Origin of the sequence: Salipiger bermudensis, assembly GCF_017309175.1 — a bacterium.
GTDB lineage: Bacteria > Pseudomonadota > Alphaproteobacteria > Rhodobacterales > Rhodobacteraceae > Salipiger > Salipiger bermudensis.
Window position 1 is genome coordinate 55,556 of record NZ_JAEKJV010000008.1, and the last position, 26,194, is coordinate 81,749.

Genomic DNA, 26,194 nt, shown 5'->3' on the forward strand with positions numbered 1-26,194 from the left:
AAGCTCACCTGACATGGACTGGTCTGCCCTCCCGCCTCTCTCGGCGCTGCGCGCCTTCGCCGCCTATGCCGATTGCGGTTCGGTCGCCGAGGCGGGCGGCGCGCTCAATGTGAGCCACGCGGCGATCAGCCAGCAGATCCGCAACCTCGAAACCCACATGGGCGTGCCCCTGCTCGACCGGCACGGGCGGCGGATGCGGCTCAGCGCCGAGGGCGAGCGGCTGGCCGAGGCGCTGCTCGAGGGCTTCGGAACCATGCTGCAGACCACCCAGGAGCTGACCGGGCGGGATGCCGACCGCCCGCTCGAGATCTCGGCGACGCCGGGCTTTGCCGCGGTCTGGCTGATGCCTCGCCTGCCGCTGTTCCGCAGCCGCCACCCCGAGATCAGCCTGACCATCGACCCCTCCGCCGCGCTGCGCACGCTCGAGCCCGGCGGGCTCGACGTGGCGATCCGCTATGGCAATGGTGACTGGCCGGGGCTCGAGAGCACGCTTCTGGTGCTCTCGCCCATCGTCGTGGTCGCCGCCACCGACCTCGTCGGAGAGTGCGAGATCGCCAGCCCCGCAGACCTGCGCCCGTTCCCGTGGCTGCAGGAGCTTGGCACAAACGAGGCCACCGACTGGTTCGCCGAGCATGGCGTCGAACAGGACCGCAGCCGCGGCATGACCGGCCTGCCCGGCAACATGATGATCGAGGCCGCAAGGCAGGGTCAGGGCGTGGCGATCACCGCCCGGCTCTTCGTCGAGCCCGACATTCAGGCCGGGCGGCTGCGCCTGCTGTTCGAGGACACCCGCAAGAAGGGCTATTATCTCGTGACCCGCCCCGGGGTCGCCCGCCCGCCCCTGCGACACTTCGTATCGTGGCTGCGACGGGAGGCCGTCAAAGCTTAATCGGGGATGTAGATATTGATGCATATCAATGTTTGCGCGACCCACCGGCGCGAAAAGGACCGACAACAGGCAAACCGACACCGGAGCGAATCCCCGTGGCTGAGACCCATCAACCTGCCCCCTCCCTCTACGAGGCGCGCGAGCCGATCTTCCCGCGCCGCGTGAGCGGGACATTCCGCAATCTCAAATGGTGGCTGATGGGGCTGATGCTGGGCATCTACTACATCACCCCGTGGATTCGCTGGGACCGTGGCCCGGAACTGCCCGACCAGGCGGTGCTGCTCGACCTCGCCAACCGTCGCTTCTTCTTCTTTTTCATCGAGATCTGGCCGCACGAGTTCTACTTCGTCGCCGGCCTTCTGGTGATGGCCGGGCTCGGGCTCTTCCTCTTCACCTCGGCGCTCGGGCGGGTCTGGTGCGGCTATGCCTGCCCGCAGACCGTCTGGACCGATCTCTTCATCCTGGTCGAGCGCTGGATCGAGGGCGACCGCAACGCCCGCCTGCGCCTGCACCGGCAAAAGAAGATGGACGCCCGCAAGCTGCGCCTTCGGATCACCAAATGGGTGGCGTGGTTCCTGATCGCGCTGGCCACCGGCGGCGCGTGGATCTTCTACTTCACCGACGCCCCGACGCTGATGGTCAATCTCGTGACCGGCAATGCCCATCCGGTGGCCTACACCACCATGCTGGTGCTCACCGCTACCACCTTCGCCTTCGGCGGCTTCGCCCGCGAGCAGATCTGCATCTATGCCTGCCCGTGGCCGCGCATCCAGGCCGCGATGATGGACGAGGACACGCTGACCGTGGGCTACCGCGACTGGCGCGGCGAGCCGCGGGGCAAGCACCGCAAGGGCGCCGGCGCCGAGAACCTCGGCGACTGCATCGACTGCCACGCCTGCGTCAACGTCTGCCCGATGGGGATCGACATCCGCGATGGCCAGCAGCTCGCCTGCATCACCTGCGCGCTCTGCATCGATGCCTGCGACGACGTGATGGAGAAGATCGGCAAGCCGCGGGGCCTGATCGACTACCTCGCCCTCTCCGACGAGACCCGCGAACGCGCCGGCGAGACGCCGCGACCGGTGTGGAAGCACGTTTTCCGCCCCCGGGTGATCCTCTATACCGCGCTCTGGTCGCTGGTCGGCGTCGGACTGCTGGTGGCGCTGGTGCTGCGCCCCGATGTCGAGATGACCGTCGCCCCGGTGCGCAACCCGACCTTCGTGGTGCTCTCGGACGGCTCGATCCGCAACACCTACGACGTGCGCCTGCGCAACAAGCATGGCGAGGAACGGCCCTACGCGCTGTCGATCGCCGACAATGACGGGCTTGCCATCACGCTCGAGGGTGAGGACGATCTTATCGTCGATGTGCCCGCCAACGAGACCTACCTGCAGCGCGTCTACGTGACCGCCCCGAGCGGCAGCCCGGAGGCGCAGGCCGAGCGCACCGGCTTCGAGCTGCGGCTCGAGGACACCACCACCGGCCACAGCGCCACCAAGGACACCGTGTTCAACGGACGGGACAACTGATGACCAAGGATTTCAAACTCACCGGCTGGCACGTTCTGGCCATCTTCGTCGGCGCCTTCGGAGTGATCATCGCGGTCAACCTGGCGCTGGCCTTCAACGCGGTGAACACCTTCCCCGGCCTGCAGGTAAAGAACTCCTACGTCGCCAGCCAGACCTTCGACGACCGACGCGCGGCGCAGGAGGCGCTCGGCTGGACGGTCGAGACCAGCCACGAGGACGGCCTCCTCGCCCTCGCCATTATCGATGAAAAGGGCTACCCGGTGCGCCCGGCCGGCTTCTCGGCCAAGGTCGGCCGCACCACCACGGTGCGCGACGACCGCGAGCCCGCGTTCCGCTTCGATGGCCGCGCCTACGTGGCCGAAGATGCGCTGGCGCCGGGCTACTGGAACATCTGGCTGACCGCAGAGGCCCATGACGGCACCCTCTTCGAGCAGCGCCTGGAACTCTACGTCAAGGAATGACGCGATGACCGCAGCGATGCGCCCGCAGGTCTCGGCCTGCCCCGCCTGCTCTGCCGCTCCCGCCGCCGAGGCCCTGGCCGAGGCGCAGCTGCCCGATGACAGCCACGTGGTGTTGTCGCTGCCGACCATCCATTGCGCCAACTGCATCCGCGGCGTGGAGGCCGCGCTCGCCGCTGCCCCGGGCGTGCGCAGCGCCCGCGTCAACCTCACCATGAAGCGCGTGGCAATCGAGGCCGATGCCGGGCTCAGTGCCGAGGACCTGATCCCGGTGGTCACCGCCGCCGGCTACGAGGCCCACGAGCTCGACACCGGCGCGCTCTCGGCCACCCAGACCGACAAGGCTGGTCGCGACCTCTTGATGCGGCTCGCGGTGGCGGGCTTCGCCATGATGAACGTCATGCTGCTGTCGATCTCGGTCTGGTCCGGCGCCGAAGGCCCGACCCGCGACATGTTCCATTGGGTGTCGGCGGCGATCACACTGCCGACCATTGCCTTCTCGGGGCAGATCTTCTTCCGCAACGCCTGGAGCGCGCTCCGCGCCGGTCGGCTCAACATGGACGTGCCGATCTCGCTCGCGATCCTGCTAGCGGTGGTGACCTCGCTCTGGGAGACCTCGCTCTCGGGCGAGCACGCCTATTTCGACGCCGCCATCGCGCTGACCTTCTTCCTGCTGACGGGGCGCTATCTCGACCATCGCACCCGCTCCATCGCGCGCTCCGCCGCCGAGGAACTGGCGGCGCTCGAGGTGCCGCGCGCCTGGCGCCTGACCGACGATGGCGAGGAGCAGGTCTCGGTCGCCGATCTGCGCATCGGTGATCTGCTGCGGGTGCGCCCCGGCGGGCGCATGCCGGTCGATGGCGAGATCGCGGAGGGCCAGTCCGAGCTCGACCGCTCTCTGCTCACCGGCGAGACGGTACCGGTCTACGCGGCGCCGGGCACGCTGGTCAGCGCCGGCGAGGTCAATCTCACCGGCCCGCTGGTGGTGCGCGCCAGCGCCGTGGGCCGCGAAACCTCGCTGCATCGCATGGCGGATCTGGTGGCGGTGGCCGAGTCGGGCCGCGCCAACTACACGCCGCTGGCCGACAAGGCCGCCAAGCTCTACGCGCCGGGCGTGCACATCCTCTCGGCCCTCGCCTTCATCGGCTGGTATCTCTACACGCAGGATTTCCGCGTCGCGCTCAACATCGCGGCGGCGGTGCTGATCATCACCTGCCCCTGCGCCCTCGGCCTCGCGGTGCCCGCAGTGACCACCGCCGCGTCGGGGCGGCTGTTCAGGAAGGGCCTTCTGATCAAGGACGCCACTGCGCTCGAACGCCTGTCCGAGATCGACACGGTGGTGTTCGACAAGACCGGCACGCTCACCGCCGGTGCGCCCGAGGTCACCAATGTCGAGGATTTCACCCGCGCCGATCTCGAGATCGCGCTGGCGCTGGCCGAGGGCTCGTCCCACCCGCTCTCGGTCGCGCTGACGACCGCCCTGCGCGCCAGGGGGCTCGCCCCCGCCCCGGTGACCGGGATCACCGAGGTGCCGGGCCACGGCACACAAGGCCTCTGGCAGGGCCGCCGCGTGCGGCTCGGCCGCGCCGCCTGGGTCGGCGGCGGCAGTTCGGACCTCACCGCCACCTGGCTCGCCGTGGGAGACGGCCCGGCGCAGGTCTTCACCTTCGCCGACAGCCTGCGCGACGGCGCCGAGGAAACCGTGAGCGCGCTCATCAAGGCCGGCAAGCGGGTGATCCTGATCTCCGGCGACAGCACCGCCGCGGTCGAGGCGCTGGCGCGCCGGCTGGGCATCCCGCAATGGATCGCCGAAGCACTGCCGCAGGACAAGGCCGCCCGCATCAAGGCGCTCACCGATGAAGGCGCGCGCGTGCTGATGGTGGGCGACGGGCTCAACGACACCGCGGCGCTCGCCGGCGCGCATGTGTCGATCTCGCCGGCCACGGCGCTCGACGCCGCCCGCGTCGCCTCCGACATCGTGCTGCTCGGCAACTCGCTCGCCCCGCTGCCCGAGGCGCTGACCCTGTCGAAGAAAGCCACCCGCCGCATCCGCGAGAACTTTGCCATCGCCACGTGGTACAACGTCATCGCCGTGCCGCTGGCCATCGCCGGGCTGTGCTCGCCGCTGATCGCCGCGCTTGCGATGTCCGCCTCGTCGATTACCGTGTCGCTGAACGCGCTCCGCCTGCGCTGACCAAGCCGCAAGCCCCCAAGCCCCAAGGACCCGCCATGAACATCCTGCTCTACCTGATCCCGATCTCGCTCTTCCTCGGCGGCATGGGGCTGCTGTTCTTCGTCATCACAGTGCGCACCAAGCAGTATGACGACCCCGAGGGCAACGCCGCCCGCATCCTCTCGGGCCAGTACGACGACAAGCCCAAGCAGGACTGACCCCCCTCACGCTGCCCTCCCGCAACCCTGCTCCTTCTCTACGTTGAAAATACTCCCGCCGGAGGCATCCCGCACCCGCCAGACACGCCAGGGCCGGGCTCCCTCCGAACAACGCCCCCAAAAGGCGGGCATTCCCGATCACCGGCCGCCCCGGCGCCACGCCCCGCTCTTCTCTACGTCGCAAATACTCCCGCCGGAGGCGTCCCGAGCCTGCCACCGGCCCAACGGCCCGGCAGGCGCGCCCCGGTCATCCACGCAGGATCATTTCCGCCGCCTTTTCGGCGATCATGATCGTGGGCGCGTTGGTGTTGCCGCTGGTGATGGTCGGCATGACGCTGGCATCGACCACCCGCAGCCCGTCGAGCCCCTTCATCCGGCATTCCGCATCGAGCGGCGCCGCCTCGTCCAGCCCCATGCGCACCGTGCCCACCGGGTGGAAGATCGTCGTGCCCACGTCGCCGGCGGCTTGCGCCACCTCCGCGTCCGTCTGGTGATCCGCCCCCGGCTTGACCTCTTCGGGGGCGTATTTCGCCATTGCCCCTTGCGTCATGATGCGGCGCGACAGGCGGATGCTGTCCACCGCGACGCGGCGGTCGCCCTCGGTCGAGAGGTAATTCGGCGCGATCACCGGCGCATCCTTGGGATCGTTCGAGGCCAACCGAATCGTGCCGCGGCTCTCGGGGCGGAGGTTGCAGACACTGGCGGTGATCGCCGGGTAGCTGTGCAGCGGCTGGCCGAAGGCGTCGAGCGACAGCGGTTGCACGTGGAACTCCACGTCCGGCGTGGTGAGCCCCTCGCGGGACTTGGCGAAGGCGCCGAGCTGCGAGGGCGCCATCGACATCGGTCCGGAGCGCCGGGCCACGTATTCCAGCCCGATCGCCAGCTTGCCCATGAGCGAGTTGGCCATCTGGTTGAGGGTCTTGGCCCCGGTGAGGCGCCATGCGCAGCGCAGCTGCAGGTGGTCCTGCAAGTTGCCGCCCACTCCGGGCGCGTCGTGCCGCACCTCGATCCCGTGCGCGCGCAACTCCTCTGCCGGACCGATGCCCGAGAGCTGCAGCAGCTGCGGCGAATTCACCGCACCGGCCGAGAGGATCACGTCGCCGCCGCAGCGCGCCTCGCGCGGCTGGCCGCCCTGCTCGTAGGCCACCCCCACGACCTTGCGGCCCTCGAAGATCAGCCCGGTGACATGGGCATGGGTCTCGACCCGGAGGGTCTCGCTGTCGGTGGTGCGCAGGAAGGCCTTGGCAGTGTTCATCCGCCAGCCGTTGCGCTGGTTCACCCTGAAATAGCCCACGCCCTCGTTGTTGCCGGTGTTGAAATCGGTGACCTTGGGCAGCCCGGCCTCGTGCGCCGCCTCCATCCAGTCGTCGAGCACCGGCCAGTGCAGGCGCTGGTTCTCGACCCGCCATTCGCCGCCCGCGCCGTGCATCTCGCTCTCGCCCTCGACGAAGTCCTCGCTCTTCCTGAAATAGGGCAGCACATCGTCCCAGCCCCAGCCCGCAAGGCCCATCTGGCGCCAGCCATCGTAATCCGCCGCCTGCCCGCGCAGGTAGAGCATGCCGTTGATCGACGAGCAGCCACCCAGCACCTTGCCGCGCGGGTAAAGCAGCGAGCGGCCGTTCAGCCCGTCATCTGGCGCGGTGCGGTAGCACCAGTCGGTGCGCGGATTGTCGATGCAGTAGAGGTAGCCCATCGGGATGTGGATCCAGTGATAGGTATCGCGCCCGCCCGCCTCGAGCAGCAGCACCCGGCGCCCGGCCTCGGCCAGCCGCTTGGCCAGAACACAGCCCGCGCTGCCCGCTCCGATGATGACGTGATCCCAAGACATGCTGCCCTCCCCCGGCATGCGTACCGGCCATTCAATTGTCTGACATTTGATATGTCAGACAATTGAGCCCCGCGCAACTGCTTGCGCGGAAGGACCAGCATGTTCGCGCAACCGCGAGGCGTCAGACCGGCAGGGCGGTGGTCTTGAAGACGGTGCGCAGCGCGAAGCTCGACTGCATCTGCGCCACGCCGGGCAGACGGGTCAGATGCTGTCGGTGGATGCGGGCGAAATCCTCGGTATCCTCGGCCACGACCTTGAGGATGTAATCGGCGCTGCCCGCCATCAGGTGGCATTCGAGCACATCGGGAATGCGCGAGACCGCCTTCTCGAACGCCTCGAGCACCTCGTCGGCCTGCGCACTGAGGGTGATTTCGACGAAGACCGTGGTCGGCATGCCCATCCTGCGCGCGTCGAGCAGCGCCACGTAGCCGCGGATGATGCCTTCGCTCTCGAGCCGTTGCACCCGGCGGTGGCAGGCCGAGGCCGAAAGATGCACCTGCTCGGAGAGCTCGGCATTCGACATGCGCCCCTGCTTTTGCAGCACGCGCAGGATGCGGCGGTCGATATCGTCGAGGTCCATTGGCAGGTTCTTTCACGAGACGGCGGAATCTTCGAAGGTTCTGCGAAGAACCCGGGCTGCAAAGCACCAAATCCGGCGGGAAATTGCAAGCCGCGGCTGTCACGCTGATCCCAGAGAACTTAGGGAGGACTCAGCCATGAAACTCGGATGCCCCACAGAGGTCAAAGCGCAGGAATACCGCGTCGGCCTGACGCCCAACGCCGCGCGCGAAGCGGTGTCGCAGGGCCACGAGGTGCTGATCCAGAGCGGCGCCGGGCTCGGCGCCGGCTTCGAGGATGACGACTACGTCGCCGCGGGCGCCACGATCGTCGGTACCGCGCGGGAGGTCTTTGACGCGGCCGAGATGATCGTCAAGGTCAAGGAACCGCAGCCGGCCGAGCGCGCCATGCTGCGCGAGGGGCAGCTGCTCTTCACGTATCTCCACCTCGCGCCCGACCCGGCCCAGACCGACGACCTGCTGGCCTCGGGGGCCACCTGCATCGCTTACGAGACCGTGACCGACGACCGTGGCGGTCTGCCGCTGCTGGCGCCGATGTCCGAGGTCGCCGGGCGACTGGCGCCGCAGATGGGGGCGTGGTCGCTGCAGAAGGCCAATGGCGGGCGCGGCGTGCTGATGGGCGGTGTGCCCGGCGTGGGCCCGGCCAACGTGGTGGTGGTGGGCGGCGGCAATGTCGGCACCCACGCGGCCCGCATCGCCGCCGGCATGGGAGCGCAGGTCACCGTGCTCGACCGCTCGCTGCCGCGGCTGCGCTATCTCGATGACGTGTTCGGCACCACCTTCCGCAACCGCTACTCGACCGAGGGCGCACTGGTCGAGCTCCTGCCGGAGGCCGACATGGTGATCGGCGCGGTGCTGATCCCCGGCGCCGCCGCGCCCAAGCTGATCAGCCGCGAGATGCTGGGGCTGATGAAGCCCGGCGCGGTGCTGGTGGACGTGGCCATCGACCAGGGCGGCTGCTTCGAGACCTCGCGGGCGACGACCCATGACGATCCGGTCTACGAGGTCGACGGCATCCAGCATTACTGCGTCGCCAACATGCCCGGCGCGGTGCCGCGCACCTCGACCATCGCGCTTGGCAACGCCACCCTGCCCTTCGTGATGGCGCTGGCGAACAAGGGCTGGCGGAAGGCCTGTGCCGAGGACCGTCACCTGCTTGCGGGGCTGAACGTGCACGCGGGCCAGCTCACCAACGCGCCGGTGGCCGAGGCGCTGGGGCGCGACTTCGCGGCGCCGGAGAGCGTTCTCTGAGGAGGCGTTACGCCGGCGCCTGACGGGCGCCGGCACGCGCTGACCATCTGACTTTGATAAACGGGCGTTCCCGGAGCTCAGAGCACCACGATGCCGCTGTGCTTGGCCTTGTGTTCGGGCTCGACATGGATCGTCACCCGGCTGCCCTCGAAGCTGGCATGCAGCGCGTGCTCGAGGCGGTCGCAGATGTCATGCGCCGCGTCCACCGTCATCTCGCCCGGCACCACGAGGTGGAACTCCACGAAGAGGGCACTGCCGGCGCGGCGCGAGCGCAGGTCATGCGCCTCGACCGCGCCCTCGGCATTGGCCGAGATCAGCGCCCGCATCTGCTCGAGCTCTCCTTCCGGCGCAGCCTCGTCCATGAGCCCGCCGACCGAATGGCGCATCACCTGCCAGCCGGCCCAGAGGATGTTGACCGCCACCAGCGCCGCCAGCGCCGGGTCGAGCCAGCTCCAGCCTGTCAGCACCGCCGCGACGATGCCGATGGTGACACCCACCGAGGTGAACACATCCGTGAGCAGATGCTTGCCGTCGGCCTCGAGCGCCGGAGAGTAGAGCCGCCGCCCGGCACGGATCAGCACGAAGGACCAGACCGCGTTGATCACGCTGGCCACGAGGTTGATGCCGAGCCCGAGCCACGGATCATCGATGATGCGCGGCGCCTGCCAGGCGCCCCACGCCTCGCGTAGGATCAGGATCGCCGCGACGATGATCAGCACGCCCTCGAGCACGGCGCTGAAATATTCCGCCTTGTGGTGCCCGAACGGGTGATCCGCGTCCGCCGGCTGCGCCGCGATGCGCAGTGCCACCAATGCGGCCAGCGCCGTCGCCACGTTGACGATGCTTTCGAGCGCGTCCGACAGAAGAGCCACCGAGCCGGTGAGCCACCAGGCCAGCGTCTTGATGGCAAGGACCACGAGGCCCACGACGACGCTGCCGCAGGCGATTTTGATGGCTCGGCTCATGGCACCCTCTTCGCTGATCCGGGTCTGTTAGCGAAGCGACACGCACCGCGCAACCGGTCGCAGCGGGAGGCCGGGCTGCACGGGGCGAAAGGCTTGCGGGCGCCCGAGGACGCCCACGCGGCTTACTTCTTCAGCGCGTCGCGGATCTCGATCAGGATGTCGAGCTGCGACGGCCCGGTCGGCACCTCGGGGGCGACCTCGTCGGGCTTCTCGGCGGCGGCCTTCACCCGGTTCACCATCTTGACCAGCATGAAGACCACGAAGGCGATGATGAAGAAGTTGATCACCGCCATGATGAACTTGCCGACCGCGAAGACCGGCGCGCCGGCCTCGGTCGCCGCGTCGAGCGAGGCATACTCGTTGCCGTCGAGCGCGTAGAACCAGCCGGTGAAATCGATCCCGCCAGTGAACAGCGCGATGATCGGGTTGAGGATGTCGCCCACGAGCGACTGCACGATGGCGGTGAAGGCGGCCCCGATGATGATGCCCACCGCCATGTCCATGACATTGCCCTTGGCGATGAAATCCTTGAATTCGTTGATCACGGTCACGTTCCTTGTGATGACTGACACTGATGACACCCGGCTCTGCTGCATCGCGGCACAACCCACGCGCGATCCTGCCACGGCTGGCGTGGCGCGTGAAGCGGCAAGGTCCGGAGCCTTGCCCCCGCGGTGCACATTCGGCACGGTGCGGCCTGCCTCCGGCGGGAGTATTTTTCGACGTAGAGAAGAACAGGGACGCGCCCGAACCATGCCTGCCGAGAGGTGCGCGGCGAGCGATGCGGCCTTGCCCGACGGGGCGCGGGCGGCAATGGCTGCGCTGCCTCCGGCGGGCGTATCCGGCGACGTCGAGAAGATGCGGGCGCGCCTGCCCGGCCGGTCGTGGCAAGGGCGGGCGCGCTGCCGGCGTCGGGCTCAGGCCGGCAGGGTGCCGGTCAGCACGTAGCGCAGGATCTCGACCACCTCGCCCGGCTCGCGGGCCACCGCGAGGGCGGCGGCGTCGACCTCCTTGAGGGCGTGGTCATGCTCGGCCGGCTGCAGGATGATCAGCGACTTGCCGAGCGCGGCGGCGTAGCCGGCATCGAAAGCGGCGTTCCACTGCTTGTACTTGGCGCCGAAGCGCACCACGACCACGTCGGCATCGGCGATGCCCTTGCGGGTGCGGATGGCGTTGACCTGCGCGCCCTTGCGGTCGTGCCAGAACTTGCTGTCCTCGGCGCCGAGGATCGCCACGCCGCAGTCGTCGCTGGCGGCGTGATCGGTCACCGGCGCCGAGAAGGTCACGTCGAGCCCCTGCGCGCCCTCGATGATCTGCTCGCGCCAGTCGGTGTGGATCTCTCCGGAAAGATAGACGGTCAGTCCCATGCCTGTCCCCTTGCTTGCGTTCCCCCGAGCTATGCCAGCCCGGGCGCCGCGCAACAAGGCCGCGAGGCGGTCTCCCGGAACTGCACAGCGCCTGCACGCGGGCCAAAAATTGCGGCGGTTTCACGCTGATTTGCGCGAGCCAGCCCCTTTCGCCATCGTCCGAGCGGTCCTATAAGGGCTTCGGCTTGGGCTCGGGAAGAGTCGCGGGCCCATCCTATCATTGGGGCAGGACGTTATATGTTTGGACTGGACAGACTCATGGGCGCCTTCTCGGCGGACATGGCAATCGACCTCGGGACCGCAAACACGCTGGTCTACGTCAAGGGACGCGGGGTCGTGCTGTCCGAGCCTTCAGTCGTCGCCTACCACATCAAGGACGGCGTCAAGAAGGTGCTTGCGGTGGGCGAAGACGCCAAGCTGATGCTTGGCCGGACCCCCGGCTCGATCGAGGCCATCCGGCCTATGCGCGAAGGCGTGATCGCCGATTTCGACACCGCCGAGGAGATGATCAAGCACTTCATCCGCAAGGTGCACAAGCGCTCGACCTTCTCGAAGCCGAAGATCATCGTCTGCGTGCCGCACGGCGCCACCCCGGTCGAGAAGCGCGCCATCCGCCAGTCGGTGCTGAGCGCCGGCGCCCGCAAGGCCGGGCTGATCGCCGAGCCCATCGCCGCGGCCATCGGGGCCGGCATGCCGATCACCGATCCCACAGGCTCGATGGTGGTCGATATCGGTGGCGGCACCACCGAGGTGGCGGTGCTGTCGCTGGGCGACATCGTCTATGCGCGCTCGGTGCGCGTGGGCGGCGACCGCATGGACGAAGCCATCGTCAACTACCTGCGCCGCCAGCAGAACCTGCTCGTGGGCGAATCCACCGCCGAGCGCATCAAGACCTCGATCGGCACTGCCCGCATGCCCGATGACGGGCGCGGCTCGTCGATGCAGATCCGCGGCCGCGACCTGCTGAACGGTGTGCCGAAGGAAACCGAGATCAGCCAGGCGCAGGTGGCAGAGGCGCTGTCCGAGCCGGTGCAGGCGATCTGCGAGGCGGTGATGACCGCGCTCGAAGCAACCCCGCCGGATCTTGCCGCCGACATCGTCGACCGTGGCGTGATGCTCACCGGAGGCGGCGCGCTGCTGGGCGAGCTCGACCTGGCGCTGCGCGAGCAGACCGGGCTGGCGGTGTCGATCGCCGACGAGAGCCTGAACTGCGTGGCGCTCGGCACCGGCAAGGCGCTGGAATACGAAAAGCAGCTGCGGCACGCCATCGACTACGATTCGTGACGGCCCTTCGCGGAGCCGCCCGCCGACGCTAAGATGAGTTGAATGGCGAAGCATGGGACCAATTCCGAGGACTATGCCGGTCCGCTGAAGCGCCTGCTTCTGGCGGTCCTGCTGTTGTGCCTCGTCGGCCTGTTCATCTTCTGGCGCATCGACAGCCCGCGGGCCGAGCGGTTCCGGGCGCAGATCGTCGACACGGTGATGCCGGGCTTCGACTGGGCCATGGCGCCGGTCACCGGCGCGGTGCGCATCCTGCGCGACTTCCAGAGCTACCAGCGCATCTACGACCAGAACCAGGAGCTGCGCCGCGAGCTGCGCCGCATGACCGCCTGGAAGGAGGCCGCGCTGCAGCTCGAGCAGGAGAACGCCCGGCTGCGCGACCTCAACAACGTGCGGCTCGACCCGCGGCTGACCTACATCACCGGCGTGGTGCTGGCCGATAGCGGCTCGCCGTTCCGTCAGTCGGTGCTGATCAACGTCGGCTCGCGCGACGGCATCGTTGACGGCTGGGCCACCATGGACGGCATCGGCCTCGTGGGACGGATCTCGGGCGTCGGGGCCAACACCAGCCGGGTGATCCTGCTCACCGATGCCACCAGCCGCATCCCGGCGATCATCCAGCCCTCGGGGCAGCGGGCGCTGATCACCGGCGACAACTCCGCCGCGCCGCCGATCGACTTTCTCGAGGATCCCGACCAGGTGCGCCCCGGCGACCGGATCGTCACCAGCGGCGATGGCGAGGTCTTTCCACCGGGGCTGCTGATCGGACAGGTGGCCGAGGATCCCGGCGGCCGCCTGCGGGTGCGCCTTGCCGCCGATTACGAACGGCTCGAGTTCCTGCGCGTGCTGCGCGACCACGGTGCGCGCCGGGTCGGCTCGCCCTCGGCGCTGATCCTGCCGGCGACGCCGCCGGCCATCGAGATGCCGCCCGCCCCGGTGCCCGGCGATGGCTGAGGCCCGCCCTGCCCGCATCTGGGTCATGCGCGCGGCCTTCATCGGGATCGCGCTTCTGGTGATGTTCTATCGCCTGCTGCCGCTCGACATGATGCCGCCGCGCTTTGCCGGGCCCGACGTCCTTGTCGCGCTGTGCTTTGCCTGGGCGCTGCGGCGGCCCGACTACGTTCCGGCGCTGTCGATTGCCGGCGTCATGCTGCTGGCCGACATCCTGTTCCAGCGCCCGCCCGGGCTCTGGGCCGCGCTGATGCTGCTGGCGGTCGAGTTCCTCAAGTCGCGCGACCGCCGCGACCGCGAGACCACCTTCCTGATGGAGTGGCTCCGGGTCGCGATCGTGCTGCTGGCGATCACGATCGCGTACCGTCTCGTGCTTGCCCTCTTGATCGTGCCGACCGGAACCGCTTTCCTGACCCTGATGCGATACGCCACCACCATCGCGGCCTACCCGCTCGTGGTGATCCTGTCGCAAGGTCTGCTCGGGGTGCGCCGGATGGCGCCGGGCGACTTCGATCATGCCGGGAGGAGCCTGTGAGACGCACACCACGGGACAGCGCCGAAAGCAGCCGCCGGATGACCCGGCGCGGCCTTCTGCTGGGCGGCGCCCAGATCGCCTTTGCCGGGGTGCTGGGGTTGCGGATGCGGCACATGCAGGTCGATCAGGCCGCCGAATTCCGCCTGATGGCGGAAGAGAACCGCATCAACATCCACCTCATCCCCCCCTCGCGCGGCCGAATTTTCGACCGCGAGGGCCGGCTCATCGCCGAGAACGAGCAGACCTACCGCATCACCATGCGACGCGAGGATGCCGGCGATGTCGAAGACGTCATCGGGCGGCTATCGGCGCTGGTCGACCTGCGGCCCGAGGATGTGTCCCGCGCACTCGAGGAGATGCGCACCTCGCCGCCCTTCCTGCAGGTCACCGTGGCCGACCGGGTCAGCTGGGAGGCGATCAGCCGTGTCGCGGTCAACGCCCCTGCCCTGCCCGGCGTCTATCCAGAGGTCGGCCTCAGCCGGTTCTACCCGCAACATGAGACATTCGCCCATGTGGTGGGCTATGTCGGCCCGGTCTCCGAGCGCGACCTCGCCCGCTACGAGGACCCCGAGCCGGTGCTGCGCATCCCGCGTTTCCAGATCGGCAAGGTCGGTGTCGAGGCCAAGTTCGAGGAACAGCTGCGCGGCTCCGCCGGCGCCAAGCGGGTCGAGGTCAACGCCGTGGGCCGCGTCATGCGTGAGCTCGACCGCCGCGAGGGCGAGGCCGGCGCCGACCTGCAGCTGACTCTAGACAGCGAGCTGCAGGACTACATCAAGGCAAGGCTCGGCGAGGAGAGCGCCTCGGCGGTGGTGGTCGATCTCGAGCATGGCGACGTTCTCGCCATTGCCTCCTCGCCGTCCTACGACCCCAACAAGTTCGTGCGCGGAATCTCGGTCGGCGACTACGGCGTCCTGCGCGAGAACAACCACCGCCCGCTGGCCTCGAAGACCGTGCAAGACGCCTATCCGCCGGGTTCGACCTTCAAGATCGTCACCGCGCTGGCGGCGCTCGAAGCCGGGCTGATCCGCCCGGACGAGACCGTCTATTGCCCGGGCCACATGGAGATCGGCTCGCGCCGGTTCCACTGCTGGAAGCGCGCCGGCCACGGCCACGTGAACCTCGAACAGAGCCTGCGCGACAGCTGCGACGTCTACTATTACGACCTCGCGCTCAAGGTCGGCATCGACCGCATCGCAGAGATGGGCCGCAAGCTCGGCCTTGGCACTGCCCCCGACGTGCCGATGTCGGCGGTCACCGCCGGCCTGATGCCCGACCGCGACTGGAAACGCCGCGAGCGAGGGGCCGAATGGCGCATCGGCGATACGGTGAACGCCTCGATCGGCCAGGGCTACGTGCTGACCTCGCCGCTGCAGCAGGCCATCATGGTGGCGCGCGTGGCCACCGGGCGCTCGGTCGAGCCGCGCCTCGTGCGCAGCGTCGGCGGCCTGCAGACGCCGTCTCGCGGCGGCACGCCGCTCGATATCGACGAAGCTCACCTCAAATTGATCCGCAAGGCGATGTTCGTGGTCTCCAACAGCCGCCGGGGCACCGCCTACCGCTCCCGCATCATCGCCGAGGACATGCGGCTCGCCGGCAAGACCGGCACCAGCCAAGTGCTCAACCGCGTGGTGCGCAACCAGGATGTGCCCTGGGAAGAGCGCGACCACGCGCTCTTCGTGAACTTTGCCCCCTATGACGCCCCCCGCATCGCCGTCTCGATCGTCGTCGAGCATGGCGGCGGCGGCTCCTCCACGGCGGCCCCCATCGCGCGCGACATCACGCTTCAGGCACTCTACAAGGGCACGCCGCCGCTCGAGGCCTACCCGGCCGGCGACCGCGAGCGCATCCAGGCCCAGCAGGAGCGGCTCGAAGCCGAGCGCGCCAAGCGCGCCGCCGAGACGGGGCGCCGGGCATGAGCTATCTCGAATATACCGTCAAGACGGTGCCCTCGGGCTGGCGCAAGGTCCTCTACCTGAACTGGCCGCTGATCATCCTGCTCACCGCGGTGGCCTGTGTCGGCTTCCTGATGCTCTACTCGGTCGCCGGCGGCGCACTGCAGCCGTGGGCCGAGCCGCAGATGGAGCGCTTCGGCCTCGGGCTCGCGGCGATGTTCATCACCGCGATGGTGCCGATCTGGCTCTGGCGCAATCTCTCCGCACTGATCTACCTCGTGGCGCTGGCGCTGCTCGTCGCGGTGGAACTGTTCGGCGCCGTGGGCATGGGGGCCCAGCGCTGGATCGATCTTGGATTCATGCGGCTGCAGCCTTCCGAGCTGATGAAGATCGCCCTCGTGATGGCACTCGCCGCCTATTACGACTGGTTGCCGATGAAGCGGGTGTCGCGTCCGATCTGGGTGATCGCGCCGCTGATCCTGATCCTCGCGCCGACCTTCCTGACCCTGACCCAGCCCGACCTCGGCACCGCCATCCTGCTGATGACCGCCGGCGGGCTGATGATGTTCCTCGCGGGCGTGCACTGGGCCTATTTCGCCGTGGTGATCGCTGCCGCGGGAGGCGGCATCTACACGGTATTCCTGTCGCGCGGGACGCCCTGGCAGTTGCTGAAGGACTACCAGTTCCGCCGCATCGACACCTTCCTCGATCCCTCCACCGACCCGCTCGGCGCCGGCTACCATATCACCCAGGCCAAGATCGCCATGGGCTCGGGCGGCTGGACCGGGCGCGGCTTCATGCAAGGTACTCAGTCGCGGCTCAACTTCCTGCCCGAGAAGCACACCGACTTCATCTTCAACACGCTGGCCGAGGAGTTCGGCTTCGTCGGCGGCTTTTCCCTGCTCGTGCTTTACGTCCTGGTCCTGTTGTTCTGCATCGTCGCGGCGCTGCAGAACCGCGACCGCTATTCCTCGCTGCTGATCCTCGGGATCGGCCTGACCTTCTTCCTGTTCTTCGCCGTCAACATGTCGATGGTCATGGGCCTCGCCCCGGTGGTCGGCGTGCCGTTGCCGCTGGTGAGCTACGGCGGCTCGGCGATGCTGGTCCTGATGATCGCGTTCGGACTGGTGCAGAGCGCCCACATCCACAGGCCCCGCTGACATGACCAACATCCTCTTCGCCGCCGGCCCCGACCTCTGGGCCGAATACGAGGCGCCGTTGCGCACCGCCCTCGAAGCGACCGGGCTCGACTACAGGCTCGCCTGCGAGGCCGACCCCGAGAGCGTCGACTACGTGGTCTACGCGCCCGGATCCTGGTTGCAGGACTTCACCCCCTATACGCGGCTCAAGGCGGTGCTGAACCTCTGGGCCGGGGTCGAGAAGATCACCCGCAACCCGACGCTGACCGTCCCTCTGGCCCGCATGGTCGACGAAGAGGGGCTGACGCAGGGCATGGTGGAATACGTCACCGGGCATGTGCTGCGCCATCACCTCGGTATGGATGCCTACATCGCCAACCCCGAGCAGGCGTGGCGCCCGGTCGTGCCGCCGCTGGCCGGCGAGCGTCCGGTCGGCATCCTCGGGCTCGGCACGCTGGGCTTGGCCTGCGCCGAGGCGTTGCGCGGGCTCGGCTTCCCGGTCACCGGCTGGTCGCGCAGCCCCAAGACCGTTGCCGGCATCACCACGCTGCACGGATCCGATGGGCTCTTCGAAGCCCTCGAGAACGCCGAGATCCTTGTGCTGCTGTTGCCCGACACGCCCGCCACCCGCGACCTGCTCGACACCGAGAGGCTCGGGCAACTGCCCCGCGGCGCGGTCATCGTGAACCCGGGCCGAGGCCCGCTGATCGTCGACGATGCGCTGATCGCCGCCCTCGACAGCGGCCAGATCGCCCACGCCACACTCGACGTCTTCCGTACCGAGCCCTTGCCGGCAGAACATCCGTTCTGGGCCCATCCAAAGGTCACCGTCACCCCGCACATTGCCTCCGAGACCCGGGTGCCCAGCGCCTCCCGCGTCATCGCGGAGAACATCAGGCGCGGCGAGGCGGGCGAACCGCTTCTGCATCTCGTGGATCGCGCCGCCGGCTACTGAGCCCCGCCGCGCACCCGGCCGCAGGGGCCGGCCTGCCTCCGGCGGGGATATTTAAAGCCAGAAGAAGACAGGGGCGCTGCGCCCTTCCCTTCTCTGGTTTTCAAATACCTCGGGGGTGAATTGGCGCTTGCGCCAAGAGGGGGCAGCGCCCCCTTTAGCCCGTGCCGCAGCCGCGACGCTCAGCTCGTGCGCTGCCGGAACACGCCGGTGCCTTTTGCGACCAGCGCGCCGGTGTCATCGCGAAGAACCGCTTCGGCGAAGAAGGTGCTGCGCCCTCCCCCGGTGCGAAAGCCCTCGCAGATCAGACGCGTACCGACGGGTCGACCGATATACTGCACGTTCAGCGACAGGGTCAGGGCGGTCTTGCGGATCTCCGCGTCACCGGTCCAGCACCCGCAGATGCCCATGGCGCTGTCGAGCAGGGTCGCGTGCACGCCGCCATGCGGGATGCCACCGCGATTGCCCAGCACCTCGGTGATCGGCATCTCGTAGCGGGCGTAGTCCTCGCGCCACTCCACCAGTTCGTAGCCGAGGTGACGGGCGAAGTTCGAGGGCATGTCGAGACCGTCGCTCATAGCAGATCGCCTTCCTGTGCTTCCAGTTCCAGTGCCACGGCCGGCGCCTTGAGGTCATCGGTCCGCAGAAGCCCCGAGGGCCGCGACAGGCGGTTGCGCACCACCCAGTGCAGCCGCTCGGAGGCGCGGGTGATCGCCACGTAGGCCAGCCGTTTCCACAGCGGCTGGCCGGCCTCGACCCGCCCCATGCGCGCCGCCACGAAAAGGTCGGGCGCGAAGACCTGCACCTGCTCCCATTGCGAGCCCTGCGCCTTGTGGATGGTCACCGCGGCGCCATGCAGGAAGGTCGCCCCCATGCGCGCCGCGAAGGGGATGAAGGGCTCCTCCTCGTCGGGCTTCTCGATCTTCACGATCGAGGCCGCGGAGACCTGCGGGTCGGGCGCGCCCATCACGTGCAGCCGCGAGAAGCCGGGCTTGCGCCCCGGCCCGAGATAGATCACCTGCGCGCCCTTGATCAGGCCGCGCGCCTCGAGATCGAGCCGCTTCTTGCGGTGCTTGAGCGGCAGCTCGAGCCCGTCGCAGATCAGCGGCTCGCCGGGCAGCAGCTCGGTCTCGGGCGCGTCGTGCACCGCGCGAAAGGCATTGATCAGCCGGATGCGCGTGGCGTTGCGCCAGACCAGCACCGGCGAGCGGGCCATCAGGTCGACCTCGACGCGCTGGCTCCAGACAACGCGGTCGTCCTGCCGCGCCTTCTCCTCGATCATACGCTCGAAATCCTGGAACTCGAGCGAGGGGTCCGCCAGCGCATGGGCGAGGTCGAGGATCGGGTTGTCGGCCTCCTGCCGGTGGATGCGGTGCAGCTCGAGCTTCTGTTCGTCGGGCACGCCGTCGAACACCATTTTGCCCGACTGGTTGACCGGCGCGAGCTGCGCGGGATCGCCGAACAGCACGAGGTTGGGGAAGATCTCCTGCAGGTCCTCGAACTGGCGGTCGTCGAGCATCGAGGCCTCGTCGACGAAGCCAATGTCGAGCGGCTCCTCACGGCGCTTCCAGCCGGTGATGAAATCGCTGCCCCGCAGACCGGCGGCGGCGAGCGCGGCGGGCACCGACTTGTGCGCCTCGTAGGAGGTGCGGGCGCGTTCCAGTGCCTCGGGGCTCAGATCCTCGATCTCGGGCTGCTCGACATTGCCCATCAGCCATTCGGCGATGCGCTCGTATTCGGGATCGTAAACCGGCGTGTAGATGATGCGATGGATGGTCGTCGCCGGCACCCCGCGCATGCGCAGCACGCTGGCCGCCTTGTTGGTCGGGGCCAGCACCGCGAAGCTGCGCTTGTCCCCCTTGCGGCGGCTCTCGTAATCGCCCGAGACGATCTCGGCCCCGGCGCTGTCCAGCGCCTTGCAGAGCTCCGACAGCAGCAGCGTCTTGCCCGAGCCCGCCTTGCCCATCAGCGCCATGACCCGCCCCGGCCCCTCCTTGGCGGGGACCACGGAGCCGTCGTCGAGATCGACGCCGGCCTCGCGCAGCATCTCTGCCACGCGGTCCCAGGCCTCGGCCTGGTCTTCGGAGAATGTCAGTGCGGGCAGATCCATGGCGCGGACCCTAAAGCCGCGCGCAGGCGAGGGCCAGAGCCCATCGCGCGCGGCGGGCGCCTAGAGCGCGATCAGCCCACAGCTCATCGCGCGGGCCACGGCGTGGGTGGTGTTGAGCGCCCCGAGCTTGAAACGCGCGCCTTCGATATAGACCCGCACCGTGTGCTCGGAGATGTTGAGCTCGGCGGCGACCTGCGCCCGGCTGAGACCGCTGGCGAGCAGGCGCATGGCGTCGAGCTCGCGCGGGGACAGCGCCACCGGGGCCTGGGTGGCCGGCCCCGGCATCAGCTCGAGCGCCTTGGCGTTGATGCCATGCGCCGCGAGGATCAGCTCTGCACGCCATTGCGCGATGAAGCTGGACCAGAGCGCATCCTCGCAGCTGTGGTTGACGGTGAAGAGCGCAAACTGTCCGTTCGGCCCGCGGATCGGGACGGTAAAGCCCTGATTGCCGAGGCCGTGCCGCAGCGCATCCTTGAGGAAGGCCCGGGCCGCTTTCGAGGACCAGTCGAGCGCCTTCCAGTCGACCGGATGGAAGCGTTGGAAACAGCCCTGGATCACCGGATCGACCCGCAGGTAGCCCTGCGCCACGTAGCGCGCGAGCCAGTCGGGCGTATAGGTGCCGCACCCGTACTGCGCCCCCTGCGCCCCAATCCAATGATAGACGAGGTGATCGATCCCCAGGCAATCCCTCATCTGTTCGGTGATGTGCTGGAGATCCTCCAGCCGCTGCACATTCTCAAGCGGGGCGATAAACCCTCCCGCTGCCGGTACCCTGTCCACTCGTCCCAATACCACGCTCCCCAGCAGACGACGCCAGTTCGACCTCTGCCACGGCCTGCGCGTCTGCGAGCTGCTCTGCCAGAGCCTCGAGCGCGTTGGCGCGTGCATATCCCCTGAGATCGGTCAGCACGTCGATGATCCATTCATGTCGCATGGAGAGCGTCTCCCCCACCAAGTTAACAAAAGGTAAACGCCAGCGTAGCAGCTGCACAATTCCCGATAAATTCACGCAAATCCCCTCCCCCGAAACGGTGGGGGCGCGCGCCGCAAACCGCTGATCCAACGCGGCCTTCCGCCCGGACACGGCAACGCCCGCGAACCGGATCACGATTCGCGGGCGTTTCTAGCAGGGTCAGCCTGAAGGAGCGGTTAACCGCGGGCCTCCAGCGCCTCCTCGAAGGTGCGCAGTCCGGTCTTGGGCGCCTGCACCAGCACCGACATGTTGCCGGGCTTGTGCTGGTTGCGTAGCATCTTCATGTGGGCGTCGGGGATCTCGTCCCAGCCGAACACCTCGGACATGCAGGGATCGAGGCGGCGCTCGACCATCAGGCGGTTGGCCGAGGCGGCCTGCTTGAGATGGGCAAAGTGCGACCCCTGCAGGCGCTTCTGGTGCATCCACATGTAACGCACGTCGAAGGTGCAGTTGAAACCGGTGGTGCCGGCGCAGATCACCACCATGCCGCCCTTCTTGCAGACCAGCGTCGAGACCGGGAAGGTCGCCTCGCCCGGGTGCTCGAAGACCATGTCCACGTTCACGCCCTTGCCGGTGATATCCCAGATCGCCTTGCCGAACTTGCGGGCCTCTTTCATCCAGTCATTATATTCCGGCGTGTTGACCGTGGGCAGCTGGCCCCAGCACTTGAAGTCCTTCCGGTTGATCACGCCCTTGGCGCCGAGGCCGAGCACGAAGTCGCGCTTGTCCTCTTCCGAGATCACCGCGATGGCGTTGGCGCCGGCCGTGTTGATCAGCTGGATCGCATAGGAGCCGAGGCCGCCCGAGGCGCCCCAGACCAGCACGTTCTGGCCGGGTTTGAGCTCGTGCGGGTGGTGACCAAAGAGCATCCGGTAGGCGGTGGCCAGCGTCAACGTGTAGCAGGCGCTCTCTTCCCAGGTCAGGTGCTTGGGGCGCGGCATCAGCTGCTGGGCCTGCACGCGGGCGAACTGGGCGAAGGAGCCGTCGCCGGTCTCGTAGCCCCAGATCCGCTGCGTCGGCGAGAACATCGGGTCGCCGCCGTTGCACTCCTCGTCGTCGCCATCGTCCTGGTTGCAGTGGATCACGACCTCGTCGCCGACTTTCCACTGCTTGACCTTGTCACCAACCGCCCAGACGATGCCCGAGGCGTCGGAGCCGGCGATGTGATACTCCTGCTTGTGCACGTCGAAGGGCGAGATCGGCACCCCGAGCCCGGCCCAGACGCCGTTGTAGTTGACGCCTGCCGCCATCACCAGAACCAGCACCTCGTGGCTGTCGACCTGCCAGGTATCGACCACTTCCTTCTGGAACGACTTGTCCGGCTCGCCATGACGCTCGCGGCGGATCGCCCAAGCATACATCTTCTTCGGCACGTAACCGAGAGGCGGCATCTCGCCGATCTCGTAGAGGTCTTTTTCCGGCGCATCGTAGGGCGCGATCCCGGTTTGCGTATCCAGAGCCATCGGGGCCTCCTTCCTCAAGTAATCCGTTGCGATCGTGTCGATCTTGTCTGGTCTTGTCCTCCGGCCCCGCGCCGCAGTGCAGAATCGCGGGGCTTCGATCTAGGGAGATACATTTGGCCACGCAACAATGCAACAACGACCAAGGTGTATTTTGTAATTTTATGACCGAGCGACCGCAGAAACTTGGATCGCTGCGACCAATGTCGAAGCCAAAGGCGCGGCCGAACCGCCGGCGATGCGCCCAGAATAGCGCTGAATCGGGGAATCCTTGGTAGAATTCGTGCCTGACACCGGGTTCACCTGACGCTGCGTCGCAAAACTGCCCGGCAACGCCGCAGCGCGGCGAATTGACGAGACATTTTATTTCGCATACCAAGTCCCGAACGCAACAAGCTTGCAAACACGATTCTGATCTGCCCACGGAGACCGACATGACGGACGTTCAGAAAGACAGCCCCCAAAGCGCCCCCGCGTCCAAGGCCGACCGGCCCTGGCTGATCCGCACCTATGCCGGCCATTCCACCGCGAAAGCGTCGAACGCGCTCTACCGCAGCAACCTCGCGCGCGGTCAGACCGGGCTTTCGGTGGCCTTCGACCTGCCGACCCAGACCGGCTATGACAGCGACCACATCCTGTCGCGCGGCGAGGTCGGCAAGGTCGGCGTGCCGGTCTGCCACCTGGGCGATATGCGCACCCTGTTCGAAGAGATCCCGCTCGAGCAGATGAACACCTCGATGACGATCAATGCCACAGCCCCATGGCTGCTCTCGCTCTATATCGCGGTGGCCGAGGAACAGGGCGCCGATGTCTCGAAGCTGCAGGGCACCGTTCAGAACGACCTGATCAAGGAATACCTCAGCCGCGGCACCTATATCTGCCCGCCGAAACCGTCGCTGAAGATGATCGGCGACGTGGCCGAGTACTGCTATACCAACGTGCCGAAATGGAACCCGATGAACGTGTGTTCCTACCACCTGCAGGAGGCCGGGGCGACACCCGAGCAGGAGCTGGCCTTTGCGCTTGCCACCGCCATCGCGGTGCTCGACGAGCTGAAACCGCGGGTCGCGCCCGAGGATTTCCCGGCGCTCTGCGGGCGGATTTCGTTCTTCGTGAATGCCGGCATCCGCTTCGTCACCGAGATGTGCAAGATGCGCGCCTTCGTCGATCTCTGGGACGAGATCCTCGAGACCCGCTACGGCGTGGAAGACCCCAAGTTCCGCCGCTTCCGCTATGGCGTGCAGGTCAACTCGCTCGGCCTGACCGAGCAGCAGCCCGAGAACAACGTCTACCGCATCCTGATCGAGATGCTTGCCGTGACGCTCTCCAAGAAGGCCCGCGCGCGTGCGGTGCAGCTGCCGGCCTGGAACGAGGCACTTGGCCTGCCGCGCCCGTGGGACCAGCAATGGTCGATGCGGATGCAGCAGATCCTCGCCTACGAGACCGACCTGCTGGAATTCGAGGATCTCTTCGACGGCAACCCGGCGGTCGACGCCAAGGTCGAGGCGCTGAAGGACGGCGCCCGCGCCGAGCTTGGCAATATCGACAGCATGGGCGGCGCGATCGGCGCGATCGACTACATGAAGTCGCGGCTGGTCGACTCCAACGCCGAGCGCCTGAACCGGATCGAGCGCAACGAGACCACCGTCGTCGGCGTCAACAAGTGGACCGAGGGCGAGCCCTCGCCGCTGGTCGGCGAGGATGGCGGCATCATGGTGGTCGACCCGGCGGTCGAGCAGGAGCAGATCGCCCGCCTGAACGCGTGGCGCGCCGAGCGCGACGAGGCCGCGGTAAACGCCGCGCTGGCCGAGTTGCGTGCGGCGGCGGCCGAAGGGCGCAATGTCATGCCCGCCTCGATCAAGGCCGCCAAGGCCGGCGTCACCACCGGCGAATGGGCCCAGCAGATGCGCAGCGTTCACGGCGAATATCGCGGCCCCACCGGGGTGTCGCGCGCGGTCAGCAACAAGACCGAGGGGCTCGACGATATCCGCGACGCGGTCGACGCTGTCAGCGACCGGCTCGGCCGCCGGCTGCGTTTCCTCGTCGGCAAGCCCGGGCTCGACGGCCATTCCAACGGCGCCGAGCAGATCGCCTTCCGCGCCCGCGATTGCGGCATGGAGATCGACTACGAGGGTATCCGCCTGACACCGGAACAGATCGTCGAGGCGGCCAGGACCGGTGCCCACGTGGTCGGCCTGTCGATCCTGTCGGGCAGCCACATTCCTCTGGTCGAGGACCTGATGGAGCGGATGCAGGCGGAGGGGCTTTCGGATGTGCCGGTCATCGTTGGCGGGATTATTCCCGACGAGGATGCAAAGCGCCTCAAAGCGATGGGCGTGGCAAAAGTCTACACGCCAAAAGACTTCAATCTGAACACCATCATGATGGATATCGTGACACTGGTCGATCCCCAGGCAGTCGCCGCGCAATAAAGCACTGCGCCCCCAATAATGGAGGAATTGTGAAGCCGCTCCCGGAAAAGGTGAGCGGCTTTATGCCTTTATGCAAACTTTCGCTCATCTGACACAGAATGTCCTCTTGAGTTTACCCGTTAAAAAGAAAAATACCAAAAGAGGAGGCATCCTACAGAATACCAAGGAGAATAAAAATGAACTTCGATCTCGAGTCCCTTTCGAAAGAAGAGCTCACCGAGCTCAAAACTGATGTCGAAAAGGCACTCAAGACAATTGACGCGCGCCGTCGCGCCGAAGCCAAGCGCGCCGCCGAGCAGGCCGCGAAAGAGTTTGGCTTCTCGCTCGAAGAGATCCTCGCGGCGAACGAAAAGAAGGGCTCGAAAGGCGCTCCGAAATACGCAAATCCCGCCGACCCGGATCAGACCTGGACCGGTCGTGGCCGCAAGCCCAACTGGGTCGTCGCCGCTCTCGAAGAGGGCAAGTCGATGGAAGATCTGGCGCTCTGATGACGGTCCATATCGGCGCAGAGCCCGGGCAGATCGCCGAAACGGTGCTGATGCCCGGCGATCCGCTGCGGGCCGAATGGGCCGCCAACACCTTTCTCGATGATCCGGTCTGTGTGAACCGCGTTCGTGGAATGCTGGGATTCACTGGCACCTGGAAAGGCAACCGCGTCACCATTCACGGCTCGGGCATGGGCATGCCAAGCCTGTCGATCTATGCCAACGAACTGATCCGGGACTACGGCGCAAAGACGCTGATCCGGATCGGTTCCTGCGGGGCGATGCAGGAACATGTGGGAATCCGCGACGTGATCGTCGCGATGACCGCCTCATCGCTGTCGACCCCGTCGCGCGGCATCTTCCGGGAATTGAACTTCGCGCCCTGCGCCGATTACGGCCTGCTCAATGCAGCGGTCGAGGCGGCGAAAGGCACCGGAGCCACTTGCCATGTCGGCGGGATTTATTCCTCCGACGTGTTCTATGATGAACGCCCCGACCTCACCGAGATGATGACGCGACACGGCATCCTCGGAGTCGAAATGGAAGCGGCAGAGCTTTACAATCTTGCTGCCCGCCACGGCGTGCGCGCGCTGGCCGTGCTTACCGTCTCCGACCACCTTCTCACCCAAGAGGCGCTGCCCTCCGAAGACCGGCAGAGCTCGTTCGGCGACATGGTGCAGATCGCACTCGAGGCGGCCTTCAGCTAAGGCCGCCTCCCCCAAGACAGG

General features: G+C 67.4%; 25 protein-coding genes. 15 read left to right on the forward strand and 10 right to left on the reverse strand.

Annotated elements, in window-relative coordinates; all coding sequences use genetic code 11:
- Positions 1-13 precede the first annotated feature (13 nt).
- From JF542_RS12275 to ccoS, 5 genes are all read left to right on the forward strand, one after another.
- Positions 14-889, forward strand: coding sequence for a LysR substrate-binding domain-containing protein (locus tag JF542_RS12275; RefSeq protein WP_207076054.1), 876 nt, complete (start codon positions 14-16; stop codon positions 887-889).
- A gap of 95 nt (positions 890-984) precedes the next feature.
- Entirely contained in the window at positions 985-2,418 is a 1,434-nt protein-coding gene (gene ccoG / locus JF542_RS12280) for a cytochrome c oxidase accessory protein CcoG (protein ID WP_007793315.1), read from the forward strand.
- Positions 2,418-2,879 carry a FixH family protein gene (locus JF542_RS12285; RefSeq protein ID WP_207076055.1) on the forward strand — a complete coding sequence of 154 codons (462 nt, stop codon included), beginning with the start codon at positions 2,418-2,420 and terminating at the stop codon, positions 2,877-2,879. Before ccoG ends, JF542_RS12285 begins: the two co-directional genes overlap by 1 nt.
- A gap of 4 nt (positions 2,880-2,883) precedes the next feature.
- Positions 2,884-5,070 (forward strand): heavy metal translocating P-type ATPase, encoded by a 2,187-nt coding sequence (locus JF542_RS12290; protein ID WP_207076056.1) that lies wholly within the window; start codon positions 2,884-2,886, stop codon positions 5,068-5,070.
- A gap of 35 nt (positions 5,071-5,105) precedes the next feature.
- Positions 5,106-5,267, forward strand: coding sequence for a cbb3-type cytochrome oxidase assembly protein CcoS (gene ccoS, locus JF542_RS12295; protein ID WP_007793324.1), 162 nt, complete (start codon positions 5,106-5,108; stop codon positions 5,265-5,267).
- Positions 5,268-5,514: 247 nt separating this feature from the next.
- Here the strand turns inward: ccoS and JF542_RS12300 are convergent, their stop codons facing one another.
- On the reverse strand, positions 5,515-7,095 hold the full coding sequence (locus tag JF542_RS12300; protein WP_207076057.1) for a GMC family oxidoreductase: 1,581 nt from the start codon (positions 7,093-7,095) through the stop codon (positions 5,515-5,517).
- A 121-nt stretch (positions 7,096-7,216) separates the two neighbouring features.
- Entirely contained in the window at positions 7,217-7,675 is a 459-nt protein-coding gene (locus JF542_RS12305; RefSeq protein ID WP_207076058.1) for an Lrp/AsnC family transcriptional regulator, read from the reverse strand.
- A gap of 136 nt (positions 7,676-7,811) precedes the next feature.
- Here JF542_RS12305 and ald point away from each other — a divergent pair, with 136 nt between their 5' ends.
- The gene (ald, locus tag JF542_RS12310; protein ID WP_207076059.1) at positions 7,812-8,924 is read left to right on the forward strand and encodes an alanine dehydrogenase; all 1,113 of its coding nucleotides are present in this window, start codon (positions 7,812-7,814) and stop codon (positions 8,922-8,924) included.
- A gap of 77 nt (positions 8,925-9,001) precedes the next feature.
- Here ald and JF542_RS12315 read toward each other — a convergent pair whose 3' ends face one another.
- The 3 genes from JF542_RS12315 to JF542_RS12325 form a co-directional block, all read right to left on the reverse strand.
- Complete coding sequence (locus JF542_RS12315; RefSeq protein ID WP_224887923.1) at positions 9,002-9,889, reverse strand: cation diffusion facilitator family transporter; 888 nt, start codon at positions 9,887-9,889, stop codon at positions 9,002-9,004.
- A gap of 122 nt (positions 9,890-10,011) precedes the next feature.
- Positions 10,012-10,434 (reverse strand): large conductance mechanosensitive channel protein MscL, encoded by a 423-nt coding sequence (mscL, locus tag JF542_RS12320; protein WP_007793342.1) that lies wholly within the window; start codon positions 10,432-10,434, stop codon positions 10,012-10,014.
- 372 nt (positions 10,435-10,806) lie between these two features.
- Positions 10,807-11,256, reverse strand: coding sequence for a YtoQ family protein (locus JF542_RS12325; protein WP_207076060.1), 450 nt, complete (start codon positions 11,254-11,256; stop codon positions 10,807-10,809).
- Positions 11,257-11,493: 237 nt separating this feature from the next.
- Between JF542_RS12325 and JF542_RS12330 the strand changes: the two genes are divergently transcribed.
- The 6 genes from JF542_RS12330 to JF542_RS12355 are packed head-to-tail and all read left to right on the forward strand — an operon-like array spanning position 11,494 to position 18,009.
- Positions 11,494-12,540, forward strand: coding sequence for a rod shape-determining protein (locus tag JF542_RS12330; RefSeq protein ID WP_040544317.1), 1,047 nt, complete (start codon positions 11,494-11,496; stop codon positions 12,538-12,540).
- A gap of 42 nt (positions 12,541-12,582) precedes the next feature.
- Entirely contained in the window at positions 12,583-13,491 is a 909-nt protein-coding gene (gene mreC / locus JF542_RS12335) for a rod shape-determining protein MreC (protein ID WP_007793351.1), read from the forward strand.
- Positions 13,484-14,023, forward strand: a complete 540-nt coding sequence (locus tag JF542_RS12340; RefSeq protein ID WP_007793354.1) for a hypothetical protein — start codon at positions 13,484-13,486, stop codon at positions 14,021-14,023. Before mreC ends, JF542_RS12340 begins: the two co-directional genes overlap by 8 nt.
- On the forward strand, positions 14,020-15,939 hold the full coding sequence (gene mrdA, locus JF542_RS12345; RefSeq protein WP_207076061.1) for a penicillin-binding protein 2: 1,920 nt from the start codon (positions 14,020-14,022) through the stop codon (positions 15,937-15,939). Before JF542_RS12340 ends, mrdA begins: the two co-directional genes overlap by 4 nt.
- Entirely contained in the window at positions 15,936-17,075 is a 1,140-nt protein-coding gene (gene rodA, locus JF542_RS12350) for a rod shape-determining protein RodA (protein ID WP_007793361.1), read from the forward strand. Before mrdA ends, rodA begins: the two co-directional genes overlap by 4 nt.
- 1 nt (position 17,076) lies before the next feature.
- The gene (locus JF542_RS12355; RefSeq protein ID WP_207076062.1) at positions 17,077-18,009 is read left to right on the forward strand and encodes a 2-hydroxyacid dehydrogenase; all 933 of its coding nucleotides are present in this window, start codon (positions 17,077-17,079) and stop codon (positions 18,007-18,009) included.
- A gap of 179 nt (positions 18,010-18,188) precedes the next feature.
- Here the strand turns inward: JF542_RS12355 and JF542_RS12360 are convergent, their stop codons facing one another.
- The 5 genes from JF542_RS12360 to ccrA all read right to left on the reverse strand — a co-directional run bounded on the left by JF542_RS12360 (position 18,189) and on the right by ccrA (position 22,552).
- Entirely contained in the window at positions 18,189-18,584 is a 396-nt protein-coding gene (locus tag JF542_RS12360; protein ID WP_207076063.1) for a PaaI family thioesterase, read from the reverse strand.
- Complete coding sequence (locus JF542_RS12365; RefSeq protein WP_207076064.1) at positions 18,581-20,116, reverse strand: ATP-dependent DNA helicase; 1,536 nt, start codon at positions 20,114-20,116, stop codon at positions 18,581-18,583. The genes JF542_RS12360 and JF542_RS12365 overlap by 4 nt, the downstream gene beginning before the upstream one ends.
- Positions 20,117-20,176: 60 nt before the next feature.
- Positions 20,177-20,848: a helix-turn-helix transcriptional regulator gene (locus tag JF542_RS12370; RefSeq protein ID WP_207076065.1), complete on the reverse strand. Its 672-nt coding sequence runs from the start codon at positions 20,846-20,848 to the stop codon at positions 20,177-20,179.
- Between the two features lie 4 nt (positions 20,849-20,852).
- Positions 20,853-21,179 (reverse strand): hypothetical protein, encoded by a 327-nt coding sequence (locus JF542_RS24410; protein ID WP_224887917.1) that lies wholly within the window; start codon positions 21,177-21,179, stop codon positions 20,853-20,855.
- Between the two features lie 86 nt (positions 21,180-21,265).
- Positions 21,266-22,552, reverse strand: a complete 1,287-nt coding sequence (gene ccrA / locus JF542_RS12380; RefSeq protein ID WP_007793377.1) for a crotonyl-CoA carboxylase/reductase — start codon at positions 22,550-22,552, stop codon at positions 21,266-21,268.
- A 431-nt stretch (positions 22,553-22,983) separates the two neighbouring features.
- Here ccrA and JF542_RS12385 point away from each other — a divergent pair, with 431 nt between their 5' ends.
- From JF542_RS12385 to deoD, 3 genes are all read left to right on the forward strand, one after another.
- Complete coding sequence (locus JF542_RS12385) at positions 22,984-24,981, forward strand: protein meaA (RefSeq protein WP_207076066.1); 1,998 nt, start codon at positions 22,984-22,986, stop codon at positions 24,979-24,981.
- Between the two features lie 176 nt (positions 24,982-25,157).
- Complete coding sequence (locus JF542_RS12390) at positions 25,158-25,469, forward strand: H-NS histone family protein (protein ID WP_007793383.1); 312 nt, start codon at positions 25,158-25,160, stop codon at positions 25,467-25,469.
- The gene (gene deoD, locus JF542_RS12395; RefSeq protein ID WP_007793387.1) at positions 25,469-26,173 is read left to right on the forward strand and encodes a purine-nucleoside phosphorylase; all 705 of its coding nucleotides are present in this window, start codon (positions 25,469-25,471) and stop codon (positions 26,171-26,173) included. The genes JF542_RS12390 and deoD overlap by 1 nt, the downstream gene beginning before the upstream one ends.
- Positions 26,174-26,194 lie beyond the last annotated feature (21 nt).